We start from the raw sequence: 24,272 nt of genomic DNA, 5'->3' as shown, positions 1-24,272 counted from the left end.
ACCTCTTCGTCTCGCATCCGCCCGACCGCTCTCCTGCAAGGAGAGGTGGCATTGCGTAGCAATGACGGAGAGGTTGTATCGAGTAGAACATGATCTTTTTCATTTTAACGTAAAAATTCCATTTGCGCAATACGGCGCATTATGATAAAATAGGTCGTTGCGGAATCAAAATTATAGGAGAAAATACATGAATACACGCTCGCTGCGCTCCCGCCTGAAGCCGCATCTGTGGTTTCAGGCATATTGGGTGGTGTATCTGGTCTGGTTTTTCTGGCTGGACCTGACCATCACCGACCCGAAGTACATCATCCACAGCCCCATCGACGACTTCATCCCCTTCAATGAGTGGTTCGTTTTCCCGTATTGCAGCTGGTTTCTGCTGCTGGCGGCGGTCACAGCGCTGCTCTGGTGGAACGACACGGAAAGCTACGACAAGCTCTGCCTGATGATGTTCTCCGGCATGACCTTCTGCCTCATTCTTTATATGGTACTGCCCAACGGTCTGGATATCCGCCCCACGGCGGAGGCCGTCGGCCGCGACAACATCGCGATGCAGATCATGCAGTTCCTCTGGAAGGCGGATGCCTCGGTCAATGTCTGCCCGTCCATCCACTGCCAGAGTTCCGGCTGCATGGCGCTGGCGTTCTCTCAGAGCAGGCTGGCAAAAGGCCGCCCCGGTCTGAAGGTGCTGGCCTGGGTGTGGGCTGCCCTTATCTGTGCCTCCACCGTCTTCACAAAACAGCATTCCATCCTTGATGTGGTCTGCGGTCTGGCGCTGGTGGCCGTCTGGGTGCCGGTCCTTTATGCTAAAAAGACGAAGAAAACGGCTTGACAAGAAAAAATTGCATTTTATGTCCAAATCCCCTTGACGCATGGTGCGCTTCGGGGGTAAAATAAAACTGGTCTTTCACTAATATATCAAAGAGCGACCGGAATTGTTTTGGTGGATAGAAGGAGAACGTTACGATGGCAGTACGGAGTGCACGGGAGGCTGCATACGAGACCATCCGCAGCCGTATCATTACAATGGAACTCAAGCCCGGCGATGAGCTCAATGACCATGCACTGGCGCAGGAAATGGGCATCAGCCGCACCCCCATGCGGGAGGCGCTGATCATGCTCAACATCGCTCACATGGTCACCATCAAGCCGCAGAGCGGCACCTATGTTGCCCCCATCGACCTGACGCTCATGGAGATGGAGCAGTTTGCGCGCTATACGCTGGAAAAGGAGATCCTGAACCACATCCGCGGGCGGCTGACCGGCGAGCAGGAGCGGGCTTACCGCCTGCTCATTGAGCAGTACCGTGTGCTGGAGAGCGACTCCGGCGCCGAGAACCGCGAGACCCGGATGCTGGAACTTGACAACGCCTTCCACCGCCGCGCGTTCGAGCTGTGCGGCATGGAGGCGCACTTCGACCACATGCTGTCCACCTTCCAGCACATCGAGCGGCTGCGCAAGTTCAGCTTGCAGACCGACGAGAACAAATCCGTCTGCGGGGCCCATACCCGCATTCTGGAGGCCGTCCTCCACGGCAGCGAGGACGATGTCGGCCGCGCCCTGCACGAGCACCTGAACCGCTATAAGCTCTCGGTGGAACAGGCCAGAGCTATCCATCCGGATTACTTTATTGAAGGGTAAACGTCCCGCCTGCTCCGCTGTTTGCAAGCCCGGCGGTGAGAGAAACTGGAAATTGCCGATATTGACAAAAAAATAGCAAGAAAATCGTGTATTTGACGGCCGCAAAAAGGGGAAAATCCTTTGTGTGGTCGTCTTTTTGTCTAAAGTATACAAGAAAAAACTCTGAAAAATGTCAAAACGTCAATTGCCAAGTTGGAACTGATATATTAGAATATATGCAGAGACGTGCCGTAGCGGTTGCTGCGGACGAAAAAGCAAAGCAACATAAGGAGGAAACCCCTATGCCTATGAAAATGGGTTGGCGTTGGTATGGTGAGGGCAACGACCCCATCACGCTGAACGACATCAAGCAGATCCCCGGCGTGACCAGCATCGTCTGGGCACTGCACGACAAGATGCCCGGCGAGATCTGGGAGGTCGATGAGATCCAGAAGGTCGCAGACCAGATCCACGCCTACGGCTTCGATATGGACGTTGTGGAATCGGTCAACGTCCATGACGACATCAAGATCGGCCTGCCGACGCGCGACCAGTATATCGAGAACTACAAGCAGTGCATCCGCAACCTGTCCAAGTTCGGCGTCAAGGTCATCTGCTACAACTTCATGCCCATCTTTGACTGGACCCGTACCGACCTGTTCCACCCCGTCGGCGATGGCTCCACCGCTCTGTTCTATCAGAAGGACATGATCCAGAACGACTACAAGGCCATGGCCGACTATATCCTGGGCTTCACCGAGAAGTACAACATGACCTTCCCCGGCTGGGAGCCGGAGCGTATGGCCAAGCTGGACGAGCTGTTCAAGGCCTATGCCCCCGTCACCAAGGAGAAGCTGTGGGAGAACCTGAAGTACTTCCTGGAGGCTCTCATGCCCACCTGCCGCGAGTGCGACATCAAGATGGCCATCCACATGGACGATCCCCCTTGGGATATCTTCGGCCTGCCCCGCCTGCTGGTGGATGCTGAGAGCATCGACCGCTTCCTGAGCATGGTGGATGACGAGTACAACTGCCTGACCCTGTGCTCCGGCAGCCTGAACGCAAACCCCAACAACAATGTTGCTGAGATCGTCCGCAAGCACTGCGACCGCATCGCATTCGCACACATCCGCAACATCCATCACTTCCCCAACGGCGACTTCTCCGAGGCTGCCCACCGCGATTGCTGCGGTGAGACCGGCATCATCGAGATCCTGCGCGCCTACCATGACGGCGGCTACGAGGGCTACATCCGCCCCGACCACGGCCGTCAGCTGTGGGAGGAAGGCCCCGGCAACTGCCGCCCCGGCTACGGCAAGTATGACCGTGCTCTGGGCATCCAGTATATGCTGGGCGTCTGGGATCTGCTGGACCGTCTGGATGAAGAGAAAAAGAAAGGCTGAGCATCAAAATGAAGCTGTCTGATATCAAAAACGGCAATCTGTCCGCCGAGTGGGCAGAAAAAGGCTACGAGCTGCCCAAGTTCGATGTCGAGGCCGTCAAGGCCAAGACCCATGCAGAGCCGACCTGGGTGCACTTCGGCGCAGGCAACATCTTCCGCGCCTTCCCTGCAGCCGTCCTGAACGACGCCCTGAACAGCGGCAAGTATGACCGCGGTGTCATCGTGGCCGAGAGCTTCGACTATGAGATCATCGACAAGGCTTACCGCCCCTACGATAACCTGAGCCTGCTGGTCTGCCTGAAGTCCACCGGCGAGATCGAGAAGAAGGTCGTGGCCTCCGTGACCGAGAGCCTGAAGGCAGACCCCTCCTTCACCGAGGACTGGGCACGTCTGGTCGAGATCTTCCAGAACCCCAGCCTGCAGATGATCTCCTTCACCATCACCGAGAAGGGCTACGGCGTGGCTCCTGCGGACCTGGAGCGCGGCCTGACCCCCGTTCTGGCCATGGGCAAGGTCACCGCTCTGCTGTATGAGCGCTTCAAGGCCGGCAAGCTGCCCCTGACCGTGCAGAGCATGGACAACTGCTCTCACAACGGCGACAAGGTCAAGAATGCCGTCTTCACCTACGCTTCCAAGTGGGTCGAGCAGGGCCTGGTGCCCGCCGAGTTCCTCGCCTATGTGCAGGACGAGACCAAGGTCACCTTCCCCTGGAGCATGATCGACAAAATCACCCCGCGCCCCGACGCCAAGGTCCAGAAGATGCTGGCCGACGACGGCTTTGAGGACAACTACACCATCGTCACCGAGAAGCACACCTTCACTGCTCCCTTCGTCAACGCCGAGGAGACCCAGTATCTCTGCATCGAGGACCACTACACCAATGGCCGTCCTCCGCTGGAGCTGGGCGGTGTTCTGTACTGCGACCGCGAGACCGTCGATAAGATCGAGAAGATGAAGGTCTGCACTTGCCTGAACCCGCTGCACACCGCCATGTCCATCTATGGCTGCATGCTGGACTACACCCTCATCTCTGCCGAAATGGCCGATGAGGACCTGCGCACATTCATCCAGAAGATCGGCTACATCGAGGCCATGCCCGTCGTCGTCGATCCGGGCGTCCTGAACCCCTACGAGTTCATCGGCGCGGTCATCAACCGCCGCCTGCCCAACCCCTTCATGCCCGACGCACCCCAGCGTATCGTTACCGATACCTCCCAGAAGCTGGCCATCCGCTTCGGCGAGACCATCAAGGCTTACGAGGCCCGCGGCCTGGACAAGAGCAATCTGGTCCTGATCCCGCTGGTGCTGGCTGGCTATGCCCGCTACCTGAAGGGCATCGATGACAACGGCAAGGCTTTTGAGATCTCTCCCGATCCGATGCTGGCCGAGCTGCAGGCCATCGTGGCTCCGCTGGAAGTCAAGGAAGGCGAGCAGGACTTCAGCTGCCTGAAGAACCTGTACAGCCGCGCCGACATCTTCGGTGTGGACCTGTATGCGGTCGGTCTGGGTGAACAGATCGAGGGCATGGTCAAGGAGCTGTACGCTGGCAACGGCGCAGTCCGCAAGACCCTGCACAAGTACGTCGTCGCCCGCTGAGCGCTGACATCCTCTTTTTAAGTTAAGCTATCTTCGCCCCCACGCTGCGTTTTGCTTTGCCGCAGCGTGGGATTTTTTATACCCTCTCAGTCTCGCTTCGCTCGCCAGCTCCCCCGATGGGGGAGCTTTTGTGCTGTATATGTTGCCGCTGCGGCAAAACCTCGCCCTTCGGGAGAGGTGGCAGCGCGTGAGCGCTGACGGAGAGGGTGGAATTTCCGGCAAATGCCTTTACTTATAGCCGATTTTTTGCCATAATAAGAAAAAACGGAACCGGGAGGAAACCAGCATGAAGGTCATGATCTTTGACGTGGGCGGCACCGAAATCAAATACTCGGTCATGGACGATGCGATGAACCGGTACGAGTCCGGCAGCATCCCGACGCCCAGCGACAGCCAGCCGCACTTTCTCGAAACGTTGGCGCAGCTCTACCGCCCCCACAGGGACGAGGTGGACGGCATCGCACTGAGCCTGCCCGGCTTCATCGACGCCGAGCACGGTGTGGTCCGGGGCGGCGGTGCGCCCTCCATCATCTATAACATCGGCACCCCGGTGGGCCCGCGCCTGGCCGAGCTCTGCGGCTGCAAGGTCTGGATCGAAAACGACGGCAAGGCAGCTGCCATTGCCGAGCTGCAGCGCGGTGCGCTGCAGGGGTGCAGCAACGCGGCGGTGTTCGTCATCGGTACCGGCGTGGGCGGCGGTCTGATCGTCAACGGCCAGCTGGTGCGCGGCCGGGACTTCACCGCGGGCGAGTACAGCTTCATGAACACCAACGCCGACGCCTGGAGCGACGGCAAAAAGTCGATGGCCTGCCAGTGCAGCACCTCCGCGCTGCTGGATGCCTACCGGGTGCGCAGGCAGCTGCCTGCCGATGCCCCGATGAACGGCAGGCTCTTCTTTGATGCGGCCAACGCAGGGGAGCCGGAGGCGCTGGAAGTGCTGGAAGCCTTCTGCATGGCGGTGGATGTGCAGATCTACAACCTCAGCGTCCTGCTGGATCTCGAAAAGGTGGCCATCGGCGGCGGCATCAGCGGCCAGCCCCTCCTCATCGAGACCCTCGACCGGGTGTATGAGGAAAAGATCCTGAAGGGCCATCCCTTCGGCGAGGAGCAGGCCCGCAGCCTGCCCCGGCCGGAGATCGTGCCCTGCGCGTTCCACAACGAAGCCAACCAGATCGGTGCGCTGGTCAGCTACCTCAACGCATTTTACCCGCAGAAATAAAGTGCCTAGAGCAGCTGTTTTTCGATGGTTTGTATTTCTAGCTTGAAGCAAAGCGAAAAATGGTGTATTATAATGGGTATTGAATCATGAGCAGTACCGGGCGGTTTGGCCCGGATGAAGGGGGAACTCCACCATGGCTGATAAAAACTTTTTGACCGAGATCATCGACGCCGACCTCGCCGAGGGCAAGGTCAGCGAGATCCATACCCGTTTCCCGCCGGAGCCCAACGGCTACCTGCACATCGGCAGCGCCAAGGCGATCTATATCAACTGGTCCATCGCGAACCAGTACGGCGGCAAATTCAATCTGCGTCTGGACGACACCAACCCCGCCCGCGAAGGCGAGGAGTATGTCAACAGCATCATCGAAGACCTGCACTGGCTGGGTGCCGACCCCAACGGCGGCATCTTCTATGGCAGCGACTACTTCGACAAGTGCTATGAGTACGCCGAGAAGCTCATCCTCGAAGGCAAGGCCTACGTGGACGACCTGACCCGCGACGAGATGCGCGAGTACCGCGGCAATGACGCGGGCAAGCCCTCCCGCCCCTCTCCGTGGCGCGACCGTACCCCGGAGGAGAATCTGGACCTGTTCCGCCGGATGCGCGCCGGGGAGTTCCAGGAGGGCGAAAAGACCCTGCGTGCCAAGATCGACCTGGCCAGCCCCAACATGAATCTGCGCGACCCGGCCATCTACCGCATCAAGTATGCGGAGCACCACCGCCAGGGCAGCAAGTGGTGCATCTACCCGATGTACGACTTCGCCCACCCCATCCAGGACGCCATCGAGGGCATCACCCACAGCATGTGCAGCCTGGAGTTCGAGAACCATCGCCCGCTGTACAACTGGGTCATCGAGAACATCTTCGGGACCGAGTTCCCCAAGCAGCGCGAGTTCGCCCGCCTGAACATGACCAACACCGTCATGAGCAAGCGCTACCTGCGCGAGCTGGTGGAAATGGGCATCGTGGACGGCTGGGATGATCCCCGGATGCCGACCCTGTGCGGTCTGCGCCGCCGCGGCTACACCCCGACTTCCATCTTTACCTTCGTGCGTGAGGCCGGCATCTCCAAGTCGGACAACCTCATCGACATGCGCCAGCTGGAAGCCTGCATCCGCAGTGAGCTGGACCTGACCGCGCAGCGCCGCATTGCCGTGCTGGACCCGGTCAAGCTCATCATCGACAACTACCCGGAAGAGAAGACCGAATACTTCGACATCGCAAACAACCCCAACCGCGAGGCCAACGATGCCACCACCCGCAAGGTGGCGTTCACCCGCGAGCTGTGGATCGAGAACGAGGACTTCGCCGAGGTGCCGCCTCCCAAGTTCAAGCGCCTGACCATCGGCGGCGAGGTCCGCCTGATGGGTGCATATCTCGTCAAGTGCGAGAGCGTCGAGAAGAACCCCGACGGCAGCATTGCCGCCATCCACTGCACTGCTGACATCGAGACCGGCAATGGAAACCCGGCCGACGGCCGCAAGGTCAAGGGCACCATCCACTGGGTGAGCGCCGCCCACGCCGTGGACGCCGAGGTCCGCCTGTACGACAAGCTCTTCACCGAGGCCAACATGAACGCCATCCCGGAGGGCAGCGACTACAAGGACTACCTGAACCCGGAGAGCGTGACCGTGCGCACCCACTGCAAGCTGGAAGAGAGCCTGAAGGACGCCAAGCCCGGCGAAAAGTTCCAGTTCGTCCGCACCGGTTTCTTCACCCCGGATTCCAAGAATCCTGGCGTGTACAACCGTGTCGTGACCCTGCGCGACAGCTTCAAGCCTGCAAAATAAACCAAGACCTGCCAAAGGAGCATACAACAAGATGAAGAAACACATGAGCCGGAGCACCCTCGTGATGGTGCTGCTGGATATCGTTCTGGGTGTGGTGCTGTCGCTGTATATCGCCAACACCGGCACGATGCCTGCCGCAGACAACGCGGCCACCTACACCGACGGCACCTACACGGCCAGCGCCAAAGGCTGCCTGAGCGATGTGGCGGTCACCGTGACCATCACCGGCGGTAAAGTGACGAATGTCGATATTGATGCTTCGGGCGAGACGCCGGAACTGGGCGGCAAGGCGGCGGAAAGCCTGACAGCCAGCCTGAAAGAGGCAGGCAGCACCGCCGGTGTGGATGCCGTGACCGGCAGCACCATGACCAGTGACGCGGTCTTTGCCGCAATGGATGATTGTCTGGCGCAGGCCGCACAGTGATCGCACTCTCCCAACTGCTGCACGGCAACTGCGCGTGCAGCAGTTTTTTTGTGACCCTCTCAGTCTCGCTGCGCTCGCCAGCTCTCCCAAAGGGCGAGCCATTGGCAGTCGGGGGCAAAGATCCGCTTCTGTTGCAAGCTGCTTCGCCGTGTGTTCGCGGGCAGCATGAGGATGCCTATGTACATTGATGTTTTACCATTGTCCGATACCACGGCCCGCCTTGTCCGGGCCTATGGGGAGGCCCCCTGCATCGCCCTGCCGTCGGTGCTGCCGGCCCCGGAGGGCGGCAGCTGGGCTGTCACCGAACTGGGGGACTACTGCTTCTCCGAATCGCCCCGGAACCTGCCCGCCCCGGACGCGGTCTGCCGCTACGCAGTGGGGGAAGACGGCAGCGCCGTCCTGACCAGAGCCTTTGGCCGGGACCGGACCGGGCAGCACCGCCGCTATGACCTCGACTTTGGCGCTGCGCCCGAAGAAGACCTCCACCCCGTCTGCGGGAACTTCCTCGAAGAAGCCGTCCTGCCGGACAGCCTGCGGGTCATCGGGAGCTGCGCGTTCTACAACTGCCGCAGGCTGCGCACCCTGTCCGTGGGGGCGGGGGAGCTGACCGTGGGCAGCGATGTCTTTTTGAACTGCTTCGCACTGGCGGACCTCATCGTCCGGGCCGACCCGGAGCAGGCCACCGGCCTGTTCGCGCTCGTCAACAACATCACCGAGGCCGTACGGGCGCTGTTCTGGTGCCCCGGCGAGGCGGCCCCCCGCGCAGGCCTGTGGTACCCGGCCTACTGGGAGGATGTGGAGGAATCCCCGGCGCATATCCTGCTGCACACCTTTTCCGGTCAGGGATATCATTACCGGCAGTGTTTTCTGGACGGAAAAATCCTCTGCGCAGAATACGACGCTATTTTCCCGGACGGCCACGCCTCCGAGGACAAGGATATCATGGCCATGCTCTGCTTCGACCGTCTGCGCTGGCCCTGGGGCCTGACCGAACAGGCAAAGGCCCCCTACACCGCGTTCCTCAAGGCGAACACGGGCCGGGTCGTGGCCCGGCTGCTGAAGGCGCAGGACCTTGACAGCCTGAAGGCCCTGCTGGCGCTGGATGTGCTGGACGCGGCCGGGTTTGCCGAGGCCGCAGCGCTGGCCGTTCAGGCCGAACAGGCTGCTGCTGCGGCCCTGCTGGCCGATGCTGCCCACAGCAGGCAGGCCGCAAAGCCGAACCGGAAACGCTATGATTTTGACTTTTGAACCCTTTCCCGCAGGGGAAGTGAGGTGAAACGATGCCCAAAGAAACATTTTTCGACCCCCGCAAGCCGTTTGAATCGAAGCGCCCGGAGACCCACGAGGAGTGGCAGGTGCGGATGGGCGGTGAGGTGCTGGCTGTGGTGCGCAGCGGGTTGTATCTGGACTTCCGCTTTCTCGACCTGGCACTTTCGGCGCTGACGCCCACCCCAGATGAGCGGTGCGGCGTGCTGGCCACCGATGGCCGCATCCTCTGCTACCAGCCCAGCGCCCTGCTGCGGCTCTATCAGCAGAATCCGAAGTATCTCAACCGGTTGTATCTTCATACGATATTCCACTGCGTATTCCGACATCTCTGGATGAAAGGGAAGCGCGACCCGCGTCTGTGGAGCCTGGCCTGTGATATCGCGGTGGAAAACGTCATCGACGGGCTGAACCGCAGCAGCGTCAAACGGCCGCTGACCTATGTGCGGCAGAACGCCTATCAGTGCATCGCGGAAGAGGGCAAAGTCGTGGCAGCGGCCCCGGCGTACCGCTGGCTGGTCCGGCAGACGCCCGGTGTGCTGCGCCAGCGGGAGCGGGAGTTCTGCACCGACGACCACCGCCTCTGGCCGAAAGACGCCCCCGAACAGCCCCAGCAGATGTCGACCCCGCTGCCCCAGAAGACCTGGCAGAAGATTGGCGAACGGATGCAGACCGAACTGGAACTGCGCGACAAGGAGGCGGGCGAGGGGGCCGACAACCTGAAGGAACAGGTCAAAGCCGCCAACCGCAGCCGCCGCAGCTACCGGGATTTTCTCCGCCGGTTCTGCGTCACGCGGGAGGAAGTCCACCTCGACCCCGACGAATTCGACCTGAACTTTTACACCTACGGCCTGTCCGTCTATGGGAACCTGCCCCTCATCGAGCCGCTGGAAACGCGGGAGAGCCGAAAGATCGAGGAACTGGCCCTCGTCATCGATACGAGCTATTCCACCTCCGGCGAGCTGGTCCGGGCTTTTCTGGCCGAGACCTACACCCTGCTGAAAGGGCGGGAGAACTTCTTCCACCGGATGAACCTGCACCTCATCCAGGCCGACAACGCCATCCGGCAGGACCTTCTGGTCCGGAACGAGGACGAGCTCATCCATGCGATGAACCACTTCCAGCTGCGGGGCGGCGGCGGAACGGATTTCCGCCCGGCGTTCGAATACGTCAGCCAGCTCTGCGCCGAGAAGAAGTTCTCCAACCTGCGGGGCCTGCTCTACTTCACCGACGGCATGGGCACCTACCCGGCCCGCCGCCCGGCCTATGACACGGCGTTCCTGTTTCTGGGCGACCGTTTCGATGACGCCAATGTCCCGCCCTGGGCCATGAAGGTCGTGCTGGACGAGGAAGAATTTGCAGGCCCGTCTGCCAGAGCCGCGTCGGCCCTTGCCGAGGCGCTGTACGACGAGGACGACCCCTGCCGCGAACTGAACAACACCTGAGGATGTGAGGAACGTTTATGAACATCAAACGAGCCAAAGAAGAGATCGAACACACCGTCAAAGCGTATCTGGCCAAGGATGCGCTGGGCGAATACGCCATCCCGGCCATCCGGCAGCGCCCCATCCTGCTGATGGGCCCTCCGGGCATCGGCAAGACCCAGATCATGGAACAGGCGGCGCGGGAGTGCGGCGTGGCGCTGGTGGCCTATACCATCACCCACCACACCCGCCAGAGCGCGGTGGGCCTGCCCTTCATCCGCCAGCGCCATTATGACGGGAAAGACGTCTCGGTGACGGAATACACCATGAGCGAGATCATCGCCAGCGTCTACGCCAGAATGGAGGCCACCGGCCTGAAGGAGGGCATCCTCTTCATTGATGAGATCAACTGCGTCTCCGAGACGCTGGCCCCCACCATGCTGCAATTTTTGCAGTGCAAGACCTTCGGCAACCAGGCCGTCCCGGCGGGCTGGGTCATCGTGGCGGCAGGCAACCCGCCGGAATATAACAAATCGGTCCGCGATTTCGACCTCGTCACGCTGGATCGTGTCCGCCGGATGGACATCGAGCCGGATCTACAGGTCTGGAAGGACTACGCCCGCGCTGCCCACCTGCACAGCGCGATCCTGAGCTATCTCGATCTCCACCCGCAGAACTTCTATCAGATCAACGCCGATGTGGACGGCACCCAGTTCGTCACCGCCCGCGGCTGGGAGGACCTTTCTAATCTGCTGGATACCTACGAGGCGCTGGGCCTCAAGGCAGACGAGGCACTCATCCGCCAGTACATCCAGCATGAGAAGATCGCGGAGGATTTCTCGGCCTACCTCGACCTCTACTACAAATACCGCGACGACTACGGCGTGGAAGAGATCCTGGCCGGGCAGGCCAGGCCCGCCGTCTTCGCCCGCCTGCTCAACGCGCCCTTCGACGAGCGGCTGAGCCTTGTCAGCCTGCTCCTGTCCGGCCTGAACAACCGGTTCACGGCGTCCCGCCGGGCCGATGCTGCGGCCGATGCCTGCTATGCCTTCCTGCGGGAGGCCAAACAGGGCTTTGCGACCCTGCCCGATGACATCCCGGATGGCCCGGCAACTCTGTTCAACCAGATGATGACCGACTACGACGCCGAGACCCGGCGCCAGCGCGAGGCGGGTCTGCTCAGCCGCGACGCGCTGGCCACCCGGCTCAAGGTCTATGCCGTCCTGCGCCAGTGGGAGGCGGAACTGCGCCGCGCCAAGGCGGCGGGCACACAGGAAGCCTTCGACCTGCTGCGCACCCAGTTCCAGTCGCTCTCCGACGAGCGGGATGCCGCACAGGAGGCGGCAGCCAGCGCACTGGAAGCGGCCTTCGATTTTATGGAGCAGGCCTTTGCCGAGAGCCAGGAGATGGTGGTCTTCGTCACTGAGCTGACGCTGGCCCCTGCCGCCCATGCGTTCATCACCGAGAACGGCTGCCCCCGGTACTTCCAGTACAACAAGGACCTGCTGCTCGACCACCGCAAAGCGGCATTGCAGCAGGAGCTGGCGGCGGAAGAGCGCCGCCACGGGGGAATGTGAGCCATGCTGGAAAGTCTGGTCTTCAGCCTGAACAGCACGATGCCGCTGTTTTTCCTCATGCTGCTGGGCTACCTGCTCCACCGCAGGCAGTTTCTCACCGACGACTTCGTGGCTATGGCCAACAAGTTCGTCTTTCATGTGGCGCTGCCGGTGCAGCTGTTCCGGGACCTTGCCACCATGGACGTCCGCGCCAGCTTCGACGGCCCCTATGTGCTGTTCTGCGCTGCGGTCACCACAGCAAGCATTCTGGTCATCTGGGGGCTGGCCCGGCTCTTTTTGAAGGATAAGCACATCGTGGGGGAGTTCGTGCAGGCGAGCTACCGCTCTTCGGCGGCCATCCTCGGTGCGGCCTTTATCCAGAACATCTACGGTACCTCCGGCCTGTCCGGCCTGATGATCCTGGGCAGTGTGCCGCTGTACAACATCTTTGCGGTCGTCATCCTCACGCTGGAAAGCCCTTCGCAGGACGCCCGGAGCGGCATGGGGGAGAAGCTGGTCAAGAGCCTCAAGGGCATCGTGACCAACCCCATCCTGCTGGGCATCGCGGCGGGCTTTGCGTGGAGCCTGCTCCGCCTGCCCATGCCCGCCATGGCCAACAAGACGCTCTCCAGCCTGGCCGGTATGACCAGCCCGCTGGCCCTGCTTGCCATCGGTGCGGGCTTCAAGGGTCGCGCGGCGCTGGGCTACCTCAAGCCCACGGCCGTTGCAACGGTCATCAAGCTCATCCTCCTGCCGGCCATCTTCCTGCCCGTGGCGGTGCGGCTGGGCTTTGTGGACCAGAAGCTCGTGGCGCTGATGGTCATGCTGGGCAGTGTGACCACCCCGGCGGGCTACGTCATGGCCAAACAGATGGGCCACGAAGGCACCCTGACCGGCAGCGTCTGCGTCACCACCACCTTCTTCAGCGCCCTGACCCTGACCTTCTGGGTCTTCTGGGCGAGGAGCCGGGGTTATATCGTATAAATAAAAAAGAGCTGCTGCAAAACTCCTTCCGGCATCGCATCCGCGATGCCACCTCCTTCTCAGAGGGAGGCTTTACAGCTTGCCGTTGCGCTAAGGCTCCCTCATCGAGGAAGCTGGCGCGGCGAAGCCGTGACTGAGGGAGTAAAACAGCGGCTCACTTTTTTGTATTAAAATAAAAACACAACAAAAAAAGCATCTTGAAAAATTTCAAGATGCTTGGTGGTTGCGGGGGCCGGATTTGAACCAACGACCTTCGGGTTATGAGCCCGACGAGCTACCAGACTGCTCCACCCCGCGCTATTTACTTTTTGCTGTCGGCCTCTCGCTGACTGCTCAAGTATAATACCACAGAGCGGGGAAGATGTCAAGTGTTTTTCGAAAGTTTTTTCGAATCTTCCGGTCGTCACTTCGCTTCAGGCTTGCGGGGCTGCTTTTTGCGGGGGTGGCGGACTTTGTAGAACACCACGCCGCAGATGATACCGATGCCGATGGCGGGCCATGCGCCGATGAGGAAGACGAGAACCGTCTGGACCCCGGCGGTGAAGTTCGACCAGCCGTTCCGGAAGGCGTCGGCCAGTCGGGCACCGAAGCTGCTGCCGGTGGAGGTCAGGGTCTCGACCTCGTTGAGGGTGATGTTCACGGTGCAGTACTGCACCTGATTGGCGTACCAGTTCAGCTGGCTCTGGTAGCTCTCGATCTGGTACTGCACGTCGCTCAGGGAGGACTCGATCTGCAGCAGGTCGGAGAGCGCGTCCGCGCTGGCCTGCAATTCCTGCAAACGGGTGCGCTGGGCGGTCAGATTGTCCAGCCGGGCCTCGATGTCCAGATACTGGGTGGTCACATCGTCGGCGCTCTCGCTCCGGCTGATCACGCTGCCAGCGGCTTCGGCAGATGTCAGGAAGGCGCTGTAAGCGCTCTCCGGCACCCGCAGGGTCAGCGAGAGGGTGCGGGTGTTGTCGGTGCTGTCGGTGTACTCATTGCTGGACTCCATATAGCCGTCCACATCGCTGAGCGTTTCGTTCAACTGCTGCTGGGACCAATCGAAGTCCTGCGTCTCGATGGAAAGATCGGCCGTGTAGACGATCTTAGCGCTGTCCACCGTGCCGGAAGCCGAGTCCTCGCCCTCCACATTGCCGGAGGTCAGCAGGTCGGCGCTGCCGGCACCACGCACGGCGCGTTCGGCGCTGCCGGTGCCGTAGGTGTCTGCACCGCCGTCCAGAGAATAGGTGGCAAGCTCCGGTGCGGCGTCGTAGGCGGCTGCCGTGCTGGGCGCAGACCCGCCGGAGAACAGGGTGACACCGTTCCAACTGCTTTTGCTCAGCGCGGCACCATACAGGCAGACACCGCACAGCGCCACACAGGCGGCCAGCTCCGCTGCCCGTTTGACTGGGAAACGGAGGGGGGCCTTTTTCTTCTTTTCCGGTGCAGGGGCCGGGGTGAGCTGGGGTTTGAGGGTGGTGCCGGATGCGGCCTGCTCGGCCTGCCGGGCCTTCTGCATGGCCAGCAGCTTTTCTTTCAGGTCGTCCGGGGCATGGACGTCATCGACCTCCATCTTGTACTCATACCACCTCATCTTCGATCTCCTCCTTCAGCATCGTATGTAGCTGTGCGCGGGCCCGCCGCAGCCAGCTGAGCACCGTATTGGTGGGAGCCCCCATCATCCGGCCCACTTCCGCAGCCGTGTATCCTTCGTAGTAGTGCAGGTACACGGCGTTGCGGTAGTTTTCCGGCAGGGTGCGCACCGCATCGAGCACACTGCCGTCTTCCATCTGGTCGGGCGCGGGGATATTCTCATCCAGTTCGGTGTCCTTCTGGCGCGCTGCACGGGTCAGGTCCCGGCAGCGGTTGATGGCGACACGCAGCAGCCAGGCCTTGAGGTGCTCCTCACTCTCAAAGCGGCCGTCGTAGTTCAGGAGCTTTTCGAAAACATCCTGCACCACATCTTCGGCGTCCGCCGCGCAGCTGCAATTGTGGTAGGCTGCTCGGTAGACGGCGTCGCTGTATCGCTGCACAGCCAGCGCAAAAACTTCGTCTTTGGTCAACTGTCCCATATCGTCTTACACTCCTTTGAAGCCCCGGTGGCCGGGGTTTGCTGGAAATCGTTGGTTCCAGTGGGACATTCTACCGGATACACGGCTGAGAGGTCCCGATTATTGCATCGCAGAATAAAAAGAGTATAACAAAAATTCAACGTTTGTACAATCGCTGAAGCAACGCAATGCGCCCGGCGAGGAAGGCTTCGGCCTTGGGGTGGGCAAGCCAGTGCTTGTCGCCCGGCTCCCGGCAGAGCCGCTGCTCCAGCGCATGGGGGTCGGTGTCGATGGCCTCCACATCCCGCAGCGTGAGGGTGAGCGTGAGGGCCGCCGCGCAGTCCGGCAGGGGCGGGAGCGGGTCCTCCCAGACGAAGGGCGGCAGCAGCTGCACCGCATACACCGTGCGGGTGCACTCCTCCGTCAGCAGCAGGGCGGCGGGGGTGCCGTCGGGCAGGACGTGAAGGCTGCTGTAAAGCAGCTGCAAAGTCCGGGGTGCCAGCAGGGGCGTGCTGGCCGCGCCGGGCGTTTCGCGCAGGGTGAGGAAGGCTTTGGCCTCGTCGGCGTAGATGCGCCGGGCCGGTGCCTGAAAGTCTGCCCAGAGTGCGGGCAGCGCAAACACGCCCTCGCGGTCCAGCCCATGCTGGAGCAGCAGGTAAAATTCGGTCAGCGGGTGTGCCGGGTCCGGCTGCGGCATCCCGAAATCCGGCCGGGAAAGATGTCCTCCGCCCATGTGATACGCCTCCTTGGAGATTCTGCTTCCAGTATAGTGGGCGGCGGGCCGTTTGGCAAGCGAAATCGCGGATTGTAAACCCTGGCTGAAATTTTGTGTTGACCATTTGCGGCGGGCCGGGGTATACTGGCGAGCGTGACCGACAACAACGACAATATCGACCCGAATATCGGAGGGAAATCATGGAGAAGAAACTGACGACGTATCAAATGGCAGTCACGGCGCTGATGGCAGCTGTGATGTGTGTTCTTGGCCCGCTGACGGTGCCCATCGGAGCCGTCCCCATCTCGCTGGCAAACTTTGTCATCTGCCTGACCGCCTGGCTGCTGGGCCCCAAGTTCGGCACCCTGAGCGTGGCGGTGTATCTGTGCATCGGCCTGATCGGTGTGCCGGTCTTCTCCGGCTACGGCGCAGGCCTGGCCAAGCTCGCCGGCCCCACCGGCGGTTATCTGGTGGGCTACCTGCTGCTGGCGCTCATCGGCGGCCTGTTCATCGAGAAGAGCAACGGCAACCCGGTGGTCTCCGGCATCGGTCTGGTGCTGGGCGACGCGGCCTGCTATGTGCTGGGCACGGCATGGTTCGTGTTCCAGATGCAGTGTGAGCTGGGCTACGCACTCTCGGTGTGCGTCTATCCCTTCATCGCGCTGGACCTCGCCAAGATCGTGGTCTCCTGCGTCGTGGGCGCATTGCTGCGCAAGCGTCTGGTGCAGGCAGGCGTCCTGAAGATGGCCTGATGGTCAAAAGAAACGAGAAAACCCCGGCGTTCTCCGGAGGATCATGAAGCACGAGAGGAAGACCGACCTTCTGCAAGCAGCGGAGGGCCGGTCTTCCTGTTTTTTCTGCTTTTGTTTGACAAGTGCGGCCAATGGTTGTAAGATTAAATTATTTGGTACTTATTAAGTAAAGCAAGATACTTCAGGAGGAACATCGTGGCAGCAACCGTTTTAGAACCGCAGAAGAAAAAGACCCGTTTGATGACGGAGGGCAGCATCTGGAAGAGCATCCTGCTGTTTTCCGTGCCGCTGATCCTGGGCAACCTGCTTCAGCAGCTGTACAACACCGCCGACTCCATCATCGTCGGCAACTTTGTGGGCAGCAATGCGCTGGCAGCCGTCGGCTCCAGCGGCTCGCCCATCTTCCTGCTCATCGGCTTCAGTCAGGGCATCGCAGTGGGTGCGGGCGTCGTGGTGGCGCAGTATCTTGGCGCGAAGGACCGCGAGGATGCGCAGCGGGCCGTGCATACCGCGCTGGCGCTGGCCGTGCTTCTGGGCCTCATCCTGACCATCGGCGGCATCCTCGTCAGCCGTGCCCTGCTTACGGCCATGGATACCCCGGCGGAGGTGCTGGAGGACGCGGTGACCTATATACAGATCTACTTCGGCGGTGTGCTGTTCAGCGTCGTGTACAACATGGCGGCGGGCATCCTGAATGCGGCGGGCAACTCCCAGCGGTCGCTGCTCTATCTGGGCATCGCATCGGGCACGAACATCCTCCTCGACCTCGTGCTCATCGCGGGGCTGCGGATGGGTGTGGCCGGTGCGGCCATCGCCACCGACATCAGCCAGCTGGTTTCCTGTGTGCTGGCGCTGCGCTTTCTGATGCGGGTCCAGGACGACTACCGCGTGACGGCCAGAGAGATCCGGGTGCACGGCAAAATGGCCGTCCGCATCATCAAGGTGGGCCTGCCCACCGGCATCCAGAATATGGTCATCTCGCTGTCCAACATTCTGGTGCAGGCCAGCGTCAACGGCTATGGTGCCGCCGCCATGGCCGGGTTCGCGGCCTATATGAAGGTGGACGGCTTCAACATCCTGCCCATCATGAGCTTCAGCATGGCGGCCACCACCTTCGTGGGGCAGAACTTCGGTGCGGGCAAGCTCGACCGCGTGAAGAAGAGCCTGTGGGTCACGCTGGGCATGGGCGTCATCTACACCATCCTCACCGGTGTGCTGCTGCTGGCCTTCCAGGACCCCATCATGCACCTGTTCACCCACGAAGAGGACGTCGTCGCCTTTGGCTGCACAGCCATGCACTACTTCTGCCCCTTCTACTGGGAGCTGAGTATCCTGCATGGTCTGGCGGGCACCGTGCGCGGCACCGGCAAGACCATTCCGCCCATGGTGGTGCTGCTGGTCTCGCTGTGTGTGTTCCGCATCGGGTGGATCCAGTGGGTGCTGCCCTTCTTTTCCAGCATCGACGGCATCTTCCTGCTGTATCCCGTCTCGTGGGGGCTGGGTGCGTTGATGATGGTGGGTTACGCATGGAAAGCAAACTGGCTGGAAACTTAAAATAATGAGGAAAAATCTTCCACTTCCGCTCAAAAAACGTAAAATTTTTTGTCGGGGGGGGTAACAATTGGTCGGATTTGATTGCTTTTTCCACGAATGTACCGTATAATAAAACCTGAAACGTTTACAAAAAGGTTCCAGTTTTGAGCGGAAAGGGGATGCGTCCGGATGGAAGAGTCGAATCGGCAGAAATGGGAGCGCTATATCCAGAATCTTCGCCGGGTGCGGACCCTCTCCCGCCCGCAGTTCCCGCCGGAAACGGCTCCGGAATTCCTGCTGGAGGCGATTCAGGGCAACGCGGTGCGCTGCTTCGACCTGATGAAGGAGAACAACGCCCTGCTGGGGGAGCTGGTCTACACGCGGGATGCGAAAACGTTGTCCGACAGCGACATCGCCGAGCTGGAAGAGGCGGCGGGCAGGCTGTTCAACTATGCCAACAGCGAGGACTGCGGCGTGGCCTACAAGATCCACGAGCTGCTGCTGAAGGCGGCCCGCTTCCGCGACGATGTCCCCATGATCGTCCGGGAGCTGTACTACAACGGCATCACCCTGCACTATATCAATGTGCGGGATGAGGACCACGACGTCAACCTGCTGTGGCCGCGCATCCATGCTTTCTTTCTGGAGGGGGCCAACTACATTGCCCGGTATGAAGAGCTGGACAAGGAGACCCGGCAGTACATCATCCGGTGTGTGGGCAACATCCGGCTGGAGGTCTCGCGCAAGACGAAAGAGGATTGCCATCGGTATATGGAACTGTTCGACCTGGCGATGGGCATCATCACATCGCCCTATTACCAGGAGCTGGACCCGGACATCCCCTGGGCACGGTTCACCTATTCCATGCACCTGGACCAGATAACCCTGATGGCCTATCTGCGCCATTGCAAGGACCCTGAGGTCGCAGAGCGGGTGCTGCGGTCGGCCTCCTATGTCTACGAGCATCAGAAAAAGAACGCAGGAGAGGAATCCCGCCAGCAGAACTGGCGAGTGAGCTACTTTTACCATGCGGCACTCTACCATGCCGGAAAAGGCACGGCCCGCGCTGTCGTGGAAGATCTGCTGGAGATCATCGGCCAGACCGGCGAACAGGATTATTCGCCGGACGGCATCAATCGCAACCTGACCGGTGCGGCCTATCTCTTTTATTATGAAGCATTTTTGAGCGAGCAGGACCGCGCCGAGCTGGCTGACCGCATTGCAAAGGAGCGGGCGGCGGCCCACCGGTATCTGGACGAGATGCCGGGCAATGAATACCCCCGCGTGGCCAGCGTTGCCATCCGGGAACTCATCACGGCGCAGTCGGATACCAAGGAAATAGACAACCGCAAGATCCTGGAGAGCATTCTCTCCGGCCACAAGCCGACCTATGTGCACTCCACGATGGTGGCGCACCTGACCAGAGTGCTGCTCCGGCGGATGGTAGAGACCAATCCCGCCGCCCTCATCGGCCTGCTGGGCTGCAAGACCGCAGCCGAAGTGCAGGCCCGGAAGCCGGAGCTGCTGCAGACCGCCTATGAATGCGGCCTGTACCACGATGTGGGCAAGAGCGCGGTCATCATGTACATCGACACCAACAGCCGCAGCCTGCTGGAGGAAGAATTCTGCTGCATCCAGAGCCACCCGGTCATTGGCTGCAGTCTGCTGCGGGAGGCCGGGTACGAAGAGCATCTGGCCCCGGCGGCGCTCTATCACCACTGCTTCTACAACGGACAAGGCGGCTACCCCAGAGATGTGCCGCCCTGCCCGCAGGACATCAAGGGCATCGTGGATGTGCTGACCGTGGCGGACTCGCTGGATGCCGCCACCGACAACATCGGGCGCTGCTACAACCGGGCCAAGCCCCTGCGCACACTGGTGGGGGAGCTGCAGGCCCAGAGCGGCACCCGCTATGCACCGGACGTGGTGGCGCTGTTCCGGGACGAGACCTTCTGCAAAGTGCTGGCCCAAAAGCTGGATGCCGAGCGAAAAAAGGTCTATCTGCACGCATACCACGCTGCGGAATAAAAAAACAAGATAAAAACTTCCATTTCTTTCTTCTGTGTGATACAATAACTGGTAAGAGTGCATAGAAAACTGCGAAACCGCACGCTGAGGAGGAAAGGCCAATGGAAAAACTGCGCAATCTCCTGTTTTATGGCGGCGCGATGCCGGATGTCTACCGGAACTGCCGGGACGAGATCCGGAAGGAAAACCTGGAAAAGCTCTTCTTCTTTCTCACCGTGGAGATTGTATTCCTGCTCATAGCGCTGGCGGTGTGCTGCGCCGTCAAATCGCTGGCAGGCGGCTTCATCGCCTACATCATTGCGCTGGCCTGTGCGCTGGTGCTGCTGTGCACGGTGCAGAGCTGCCAGAACAGCAACATCGCCCTTTCCATCTGTGCGGACAGTTTTCTGGGCAGCTGCTATCTGCTGAGCCTCTATCTGGGCTGCTTCGCCTACCCGGATGAACCGGCCATCTGCTTCCATGTCGTTGCGGTGGTGCTGCCCATGCTGTTCACCCGCCCGGCCATCGGGAACATCCTGCGCACGGTGATCTATGAAGCGCTGTTCATCGGCTGTTCTGTGACCTTCAAAGACCCGGCCCTCGTGCCCATGGATGTATTCAATGCCGTCCTGTTCGGGCTGATGGGCTGTGTGCTTTCCACATACTATATCCGCGTCCTGACGGACAATGTCGTTGCGCGCTGCAAGCTGAAGGTCATCGCAGAGACCGACCTGAACACCCAGATCCCCAACCGCAACGCCTACGAGAACCACATGAACGAATATCCGCTGCGCTGCTCCAACACCCTGAGCTGTGTCTATGTGGATGTGAACGGCCTGCACGAGCTGAACAACACCAAGGGCCACAATGCAGGCGACGTCATGCTCAAGACGGTGGCTCAGGAGATGGTCCGGCAGTTCGGCATCAAGGACAGCTATCGCATCGGCGGCGACGAATTCGTGGCCTTTGTGGTGGACGAGCCGCCCCGCACGGTGCGGGAACGGATAAGCCAGCTCGTGGCCAATGTGGAGGCCAACGGCTATTCGGTCGCCGTGGGCTGCGCTACTTGCAGCGCCGGCGGCATCCAGCTCGAAGCCCTCATCAAGCAGGCCGAGAGCCGCATGTACGACGACAAGGAAGAACACTACCGCCGCCGCGGCATCCCGCACGGGTAAAAAAGGATAAAACCCTCTCCGTCATTGCTTCGCAATGCCGGAGAGGGTTTCTCTATGAAAGAGGACGGGAGCCTTTCGTGCACGGTGCGGAAGGCTCCCGTTTTGTATCTCATCCAAAATTCGTCTGGGTTTCTCATAAAAAAAGCCTAACGCTTTTTGGGCAGAATGCGCTATACTGGCCCTATCACAGACCTTGGAGGAGCATTTTATGGAGGAAACAAGGAAAAAGGGTTCCGGCACCACCGACCTGACCGTCGGCCGGCCGCTGACCCGCATTTTGCAGTTCGCCCTGCCGCTGGTGCTGGGAACGCTGTTCCAGCAGCTGTACAGCTTTGTGGACACGATCATCGTGGGACGCTGCATCGGCACCGATGCGCTGGGCGCGGTGGGCACGACCCACTCGCTGAATTTTATGATCGTGGGCTTCGTGCTGGCCACCTGCAACGGCTTCGGCATCCCGGTGGCCGAGAGCTTCGGCGCAAAGGACCGGGATGATCTGCACAAGTACCTGTTCAACGGTGCCGTGCTCTGCGTGGTGATGAGTCTGGTCTTTGCGGTGGGCACGACTCTTGTTGCGGCCCCGCTGCTGAAGCTCATCCACACCCCGGCGGAGCTGCTGGAGAATGCCGTGCACTACATCCGCATCATCTTCCTGGGCATCCCGGCGACGGTGCTGTACAACTATTCGTCCACCGTTCTGCGCAGTCTGGGCGACTCGAAGCATCCGTTCTACTTCCTGCTGGTGTCCAGCTTCCTGAACATTGCGCTGGACGTGCTGTTCATCGTGCCGCTGGGCATGGGCGTCAAGGGCGCGGCCATCGCGACGGTGATCAGCCAGCTCGTCAGCGGCATCCTCTGCACCTGGTGGTTCTTCACCAAAGTGGAGGACATCCACTTCACCAGAGAAAACTGCGTCCTTTCCGGCAGGCACTGCAAGCGGCTGGCCTACATCGGCTTCCCGATGGGTTTTGAGTATTCGGTCTCGGCCATCGGCGCCGTCATCATGCAGGACGCCATCAACCAGCTGGGCAGCGTGGCTGTGGCCGCGCAGACTGCCGGTGAGAAGATCCGCCAGATGTTCACCCTGCCCATGGAGAGCGTCGGCATGGCCATAGCGACTTATGTGGGCCAGAACCACGGTGCGGGCCGCACCGACCGCGTCCGACAGGGCATCCGGGACGGCTGCATCATCCAGGCAGGCTACAGCGCCATCGCATGGGTCGCGGTCTTCCTGGTCAAGCGCTGGGCCGTGGGCCTGGTGCTGGGCGATGCCGAACCGGCCATCTTCAACGGTGCGGTGGAGTACCTGACGGTCATCAGTGTGTTGTTCGTTTTGCTGGGCTTCCTGATGATCTTCCGCTACACGCTGCAGGGCCTCGGCTACAGCGTACAGGCCGTCATCTCCGGCGTGGGCGAGCTCATCGGCCGCGCCCTCGGCGGCTGGCTGGCCGTGCACCAGCTGGGCTACCTCGGCATCTGCATCTCGAACCCCCTCGCCTGGGGCTTTGCCCTGTGCTATTGCGTGTTTATGGTCACACGGGTGCTGAAAAAGGAGAGCCGGGCGGCATAAACCAAAATCAAAAAAGCGCTCCGCGGTTTTGCACTGCGGAGCGCTTTTTTGTGGAAAACTCAGTTGATAAAATTCACAAAGACGGGGCAGAGCACAGCGGTGAGCACACCGGCCACCGCGATGGACAGGCCGCTCATCGCGCCTTCGACTTCGCCCATCTGCAGGGCTTTGCTGGTGCCGACGGCATGGGCCGAGGTGCCGATGCCCACGCCCTTGGCGATGGGGTCGGTGATGTGGAACACCTTGCAGACCGTCTCGGCCAGCAGGTTGCCCGCGATGCCGGTCAGGATGACGATGGCGCCGGTCAGGGCCGCGATGCCGCCCAGCTCAGCGGCGACGTCCATGCTGATGGCAGTGGTGACGGACTTGGGCAGCAGGGTCACATACTGCTCACGGGTCAGGCCCATGGCCACGGCCAGAGCCAGCGCGCTGCCCAGACTGACCAGGGTGCCCACCGAGATGCCCGCGATGATGGCGGCGGCGTTCTCCTTGAGCAGGTCCCACTTTTCATACAGCGGGATGGCCAGGCTGATGGTGGCGGGCAGCAGCAGATAGCTGACCGGCGCGGCGCTGACTTTGTAATCCGCGTAGGAGATGTTCAGCACACTGAGCAGGATGATGACGAAGATGCTGCCCAGCAGCAGCGGGTTGAAGACGGCCTTGCCCGTTACCCGGTTGATGAGGGTGCCCAGTGCAAAGGCCGCCAGCGTGAGCAGAACGCCCCACGCCGAGGACGAGGAAAGAAACTCATTCAGCAGCTGTGTCATTTGCGGCAGCCTCCTTTTTGCTCTGCTTGCGGCGGGTGAGCGCCTGGGTGGTGTGGCCGGATGTCACCAGCACCAGCACCGTGACCGGGATGATGGCGATGACGATGGGCAGCAGCATGCTGCCCATCTCGGCCCACAGCTCCATGACACCGGCCGCGGCGGGCACGAACAGCAGCGGGAAGATGCCGGTCAGGAACAGGCCGACCTCCTTCACATCGTCCAGCTGGACGAGGCCCAGCAGCAGGGCAGCCAGCAGCAGGACCAGGCCGTAGATGCTGGCCGGGATGGGCAGCGGCAGAACAGCGTGGCAGAACTCGCCCAGAAAACAGAACGCAAGGATGCGTGCGAACTGAAACAGATACTTCGTAAAAAATCCCCCTTCATCGCGCCCGCGCAGCCCCTTCGGGACAGCTCTGCCGGAGAATGGGCCTCTGGCAGGG

21 protein-coding genes and 1 tRNA gene are annotated in these 24,272 nt (G+C 61.0%); 16 read left to right on the top strand and 6 right to left on the bottom strand.

The window, feature by feature from the left end:
- The first annotated feature begins 187 nt into the window (after nt 1-187).
- The 11 genes from J3350_RS06745 (at nt 188) to J3350_RS06695 (ending at nt 13,283) form a co-directional block, all read left to right on the top strand.
- The gene (locus J3350_RS06745; RefSeq protein ID WP_207686120.1) at nt 188-832 is read left to right on the top strand and encodes a phosphatase PAP2 family protein; all 645 of its coding nucleotides are present in this window, start codon (nt 188-190) and stop codon (nt 830-832) included.
- A gap of 134 nt (nt 833-966) precedes the next feature.
- Nucleotides 967-1,641, top strand: a complete 675-nt coding sequence (locus J3350_RS06740; RefSeq protein WP_097791472.1) for a GntR family transcriptional regulator — start codon at nt 967-969, stop codon at nt 1,639-1,641.
- 281 nt (nt 1,642-1,922) lie between these two features.
- On the top strand, nt 1,923-3,023 hold the full coding sequence (uxuA, locus tag J3350_RS06735) for a mannonate dehydratase (protein ID WP_097791471.1): 1,101 nt from the start codon (nt 1,923-1,925) through the stop codon (nt 3,021-3,023).
- Between the two features lie 8 nt (nt 3,024-3,031).
- On the top strand, nt 3,032-4,618 hold the full coding sequence (locus J3350_RS06730) for a mannitol dehydrogenase family protein (RefSeq protein WP_207686119.1): 1,587 nt from the start codon (nt 3,032-3,034) through the stop codon (nt 4,616-4,618).
- Between the two features lie 286 nt (nt 4,619-4,904).
- Nucleotides 4,905-5,837 carry an ROK family protein gene (locus J3350_RS06725; protein ID WP_207686118.1) on the top strand — a complete coding sequence of 311 codons (933 nt, stop codon included), beginning with the start codon at nt 4,905-4,907 and terminating at the stop codon, nt 5,835-5,837.
- A gap of 133 nt (nt 5,838-5,970) precedes the next feature.
- Nucleotides 5,971-7,629: a glutamine--tRNA ligase/YqeY domain fusion protein gene (locus J3350_RS06720; protein WP_207686117.1), complete on the top strand. Its 1,659-nt coding sequence runs from the start codon at nt 5,971-5,973 to the stop codon at nt 7,627-7,629.
- A 31-nt stretch (nt 7,630-7,660) separates the two neighbouring features.
- Complete coding sequence (locus tag J3350_RS06715) at nt 7,661-8,053, top strand: FMN-binding protein (protein ID WP_097791467.1); 393 nt, start codon at nt 7,661-7,663, stop codon at nt 8,051-8,053.
- Between the two features lie 177 nt (nt 8,054-8,230).
- The gene (locus J3350_RS06710; RefSeq protein ID WP_207686116.1) at nt 8,231-9,301 is read left to right on the top strand and encodes a leucine-rich repeat protein; all 1,071 of its coding nucleotides are present in this window, start codon (nt 8,231-8,233) and stop codon (nt 9,299-9,301) included.
- 32 nt (nt 9,302-9,333) lie between these two features.
- Nucleotides 9,334-10,764, top strand: a complete 1,431-nt coding sequence (locus J3350_RS06705; RefSeq protein WP_207686115.1) for a VWA-like domain-containing protein — start codon at nt 9,334-9,336, stop codon at nt 10,762-10,764.
- 17 nt (nt 10,765-10,781) lie between these two features.
- On the top strand, nt 10,782-12,320 hold the full coding sequence (locus J3350_RS06700; protein WP_207686114.1) for an ATP-binding protein: 1,539 nt from the start codon (nt 10,782-10,784) through the stop codon (nt 12,318-12,320).
- Nucleotides 12,321-12,323: 3 nt separating this feature from the next.
- A complete protein-coding gene (locus J3350_RS06695; protein ID WP_207686113.1) occupies nt 12,324-13,283 on the top strand; it encodes an AEC family transporter in 960 nt (319 codons plus the stop codon).
- Nucleotides 13,284-13,503: 220 nt separating this feature from the next.
- Here the strand turns inward: J3350_RS06695 and J3350_RS06690 are convergent.
- The 4 genes from J3350_RS06690 to J3350_RS06675 form a co-directional block, all read right to left on the bottom strand.
- Nucleotides 13,504-13,580 (bottom strand) — tRNA-Met (locus J3350_RS06690).
- Nucleotides 13,581-13,686: 106 nt separating this feature from the next.
- On the bottom strand, nt 13,687-14,856 hold the full coding sequence (locus J3350_RS06685) for a DUF4349 domain-containing protein (protein WP_207686112.1): 1,170 nt from the start codon (nt 14,854-14,856) through the stop codon (nt 13,687-13,689).
- Entirely contained in the window at nt 14,843-15,334 is a 492-nt protein-coding gene (locus J3350_RS06680; protein ID WP_097791462.1) for an RNA polymerase sigma factor, read from the bottom strand. The genes J3350_RS06685 and J3350_RS06680 overlap by 14 nt, the downstream gene beginning before the upstream one ends.
- A gap of 136 nt (nt 15,335-15,470) precedes the next feature.
- Nucleotides 15,471-16,046 carry a hypothetical protein gene (locus tag J3350_RS06675; protein WP_207686111.1) on the bottom strand — a complete coding sequence of 192 codons (576 nt, stop codon included), beginning with the start codon at nt 16,044-16,046 and terminating at the stop codon, nt 15,471-15,473.
- A gap of 182 nt (nt 16,047-16,228) precedes the next feature.
- Here J3350_RS06675 and J3350_RS06670 point away from each other — a divergent pair, with 182 nt between their 5' ends.
- The 5 genes from J3350_RS06670 (at nt 16,229) to J3350_RS06650 (ending at nt 23,065) form a co-directional block, all read left to right on the top strand.
- A complete protein-coding gene (locus J3350_RS06670; protein WP_097791460.1) occupies nt 16,229-16,780 on the top strand; it encodes a biotin transporter BioY in 552 nt (183 codons plus the stop codon).
- 240 nt (nt 16,781-17,020) lie between these two features.
- Entirely contained in the window at nt 17,021-18,334 is a 1,314-nt protein-coding gene (locus J3350_RS06665) for an MATE family efflux transporter (protein WP_207686173.1), read from the top strand.
- Between the two features lie 168 nt (nt 18,335-18,502).
- Nucleotides 18,503-20,341, top strand: a complete 1,839-nt coding sequence (locus J3350_RS06660; RefSeq protein ID WP_207686110.1) for an HD-GYP domain-containing protein — start codon at nt 18,503-18,505, stop codon at nt 20,339-20,341.
- Between the two features lie 101 nt (nt 20,342-20,442).
- Nucleotides 20,443-21,495, top strand: coding sequence for a GGDEF domain-containing protein (locus J3350_RS06655; protein ID WP_207686109.1), 1,053 nt, complete (start codon nt 20,443-20,445; stop codon nt 21,493-21,495).
- Nucleotides 21,496-21,703: 208 nt separating this feature from the next.
- Complete coding sequence (locus J3350_RS06650) at nt 21,704-23,065, top strand: MATE family efflux transporter (RefSeq protein ID WP_207686108.1); 1,362 nt, start codon at nt 21,704-21,706, stop codon at nt 23,063-23,065.
- A gap of 59 nt (nt 23,066-23,124) precedes the next feature.
- On the opposite strand, the gene J3350_RS06645 is transcribed toward J3350_RS06650, so the two are convergent.
- Together J3350_RS06645 and J3350_RS06640 are read right to left on the bottom strand one after the other, a co-directional pair.
- The gene (locus J3350_RS06645) at nt 23,125-23,832 is read right to left on the bottom strand and encodes an LrgB family protein (RefSeq protein WP_097791456.1); all 708 of its coding nucleotides are present in this window, start codon (nt 23,830-23,832) and stop codon (nt 23,125-23,127) included.
- Nucleotides 23,813-24,154 (bottom strand): CidA/LrgA family protein, encoded by a 342-nt coding sequence (locus J3350_RS06640; RefSeq protein ID WP_255535661.1) that lies wholly within the window; start codon nt 24,152-24,154, stop codon nt 23,813-23,815. The genes J3350_RS06645 and J3350_RS06640 overlap by 20 nt, the downstream gene beginning before the upstream one ends.
- Nucleotides 24,155-24,272 lie beyond the last annotated feature (118 nt).

Source organism: Faecalibacterium sp. Marseille-Q3530 (genome assembly GCF_017377625.1).
GTDB classification, from domain to species: Bacteria; Bacillota; Clostridia; order Oscillospirales; family Ruminococcaceae; genus Faecalibacterium; species Faecalibacterium prausnitzii_E.
Note: the sequence above shows the minus strand (reverse complement) of the source record. Positions and strands in the feature narration are given on the sequence as shown.

Bases quoted from the DNA above. Each gene is read 5' to 3' on its own strand.
- J3350_RS06740 (WP_097791472.1), top strand. From the start codon at position 967: ATGGCAGTACGGAGTGCACGGGAGGCTGCATACGAGACCATCCGCAGC.
- J3350_RS06745 (WP_207686120.1), top strand. From the start codon at position 188: ATGAATACACGCTCGCTGCGCTCCCGCCTGAAGCCGCATCTGTGGTTT.
- J3350_RS06645 (WP_097791456.1), bottom strand. From the start codon at position 23,832: ATGACACAGCTGCTGAATGAGTTTCTTTCCTCGTCCTCGGCGTGGGGC.
- J3350_RS06715 (WP_097791467.1), top strand. From the start codon at position 7,661: ATGAAGAAACACATGAGCCGGAGCACCCTCGTGATGGTGCTGCTGGAT.
- J3350_RS06675 (WP_207686111.1), bottom strand. From the start codon at position 16,046: ATGGGCGGAGGACATCTTTCCCGGCCGGATTTCGGGATGCCGCAGCCG.
- J3350_RS06705 (WP_207686115.1), top strand. From the start codon at position 9,334: ATGCCCAAAGAAACATTTTTCGACCCCCGCAAGCCGTTTGAATCGAAG.
- J3350_RS06700 (WP_207686114.1), top strand. From the start codon at position 10,782: ATGAACATCAAACGAGCCAAAGAAGAGATCGAACACACCGTCAAAGCG.
- J3350_RS06695 (WP_207686113.1), top strand. From the start codon at position 12,324: ATGCTGGAAAGTCTGGTCTTCAGCCTGAACAGCACGATGCCGCTGTTT.
- J3350_RS06725 (WP_207686118.1), top strand. From the start codon at position 4,905: ATGAAGGTCATGATCTTTGACGTGGGCGGCACCGAAATCAAATACTCG.
- J3350_RS06655 (WP_207686109.1), top strand. From the start codon at position 20,443: ATGGAAAAACTGCGCAATCTCCTGTTTTATGGCGGCGCGATGCCGGAT.
- J3350_RS06730 (WP_207686119.1), top strand. From the start codon at position 3,032: ATGAAGCTGTCTGATATCAAAAACGGCAATCTGTCCGCCGAGTGGGCA.
- J3350_RS06710 (WP_207686116.1), top strand. From the start codon at position 8,231: ATGTACATTGATGTTTTACCATTGTCCGATACCACGGCCCGCCTTGTC.
- J3350_RS06720 (WP_207686117.1), top strand. From the start codon at position 5,971: ATGGCTGATAAAAACTTTTTGACCGAGATCATCGACGCCGACCTCGCC.
- J3350_RS06685 (WP_207686112.1), bottom strand. From the start codon at position 14,856: ATGAGGTGGTATGAGTACAAGATGGAGGTCGATGACGTCCATGCCCCG.
- J3350_RS06660 (WP_207686110.1), top strand. From the start codon at position 18,503: ATGGAAGAGTCGAATCGGCAGAAATGGGAGCGCTATATCCAGAATCTT.
- J3350_RS06665 (WP_207686173.1), top strand. From the start codon at position 17,021: ATGACGGAGGGCAGCATCTGGAAGAGCATCCTGCTGTTTTCCGTGCCG.
- J3350_RS06650 (WP_207686108.1), top strand. From the start codon at position 21,704: ATGGAGGAAACAAGGAAAAAGGGTTCCGGCACCACCGACCTGACCGTC.
- uxuA (WP_097791471.1), top strand. From the start codon at position 1,923: ATGCCTATGAAAATGGGTTGGCGTTGGTATGGTGAGGGCAACGACCCC.
- J3350_RS06670 (WP_097791460.1), top strand. From the start codon at position 16,229: ATGGAGAAGAAACTGACGACGTATCAAATGGCAGTCACGGCGCTGATG.
- J3350_RS06680 (WP_097791462.1), bottom strand. From the start codon at position 15,334: ATGGGACAGTTGACCAAAGACGAAGTTTTTGCGCTGGCTGTGCAGCGA.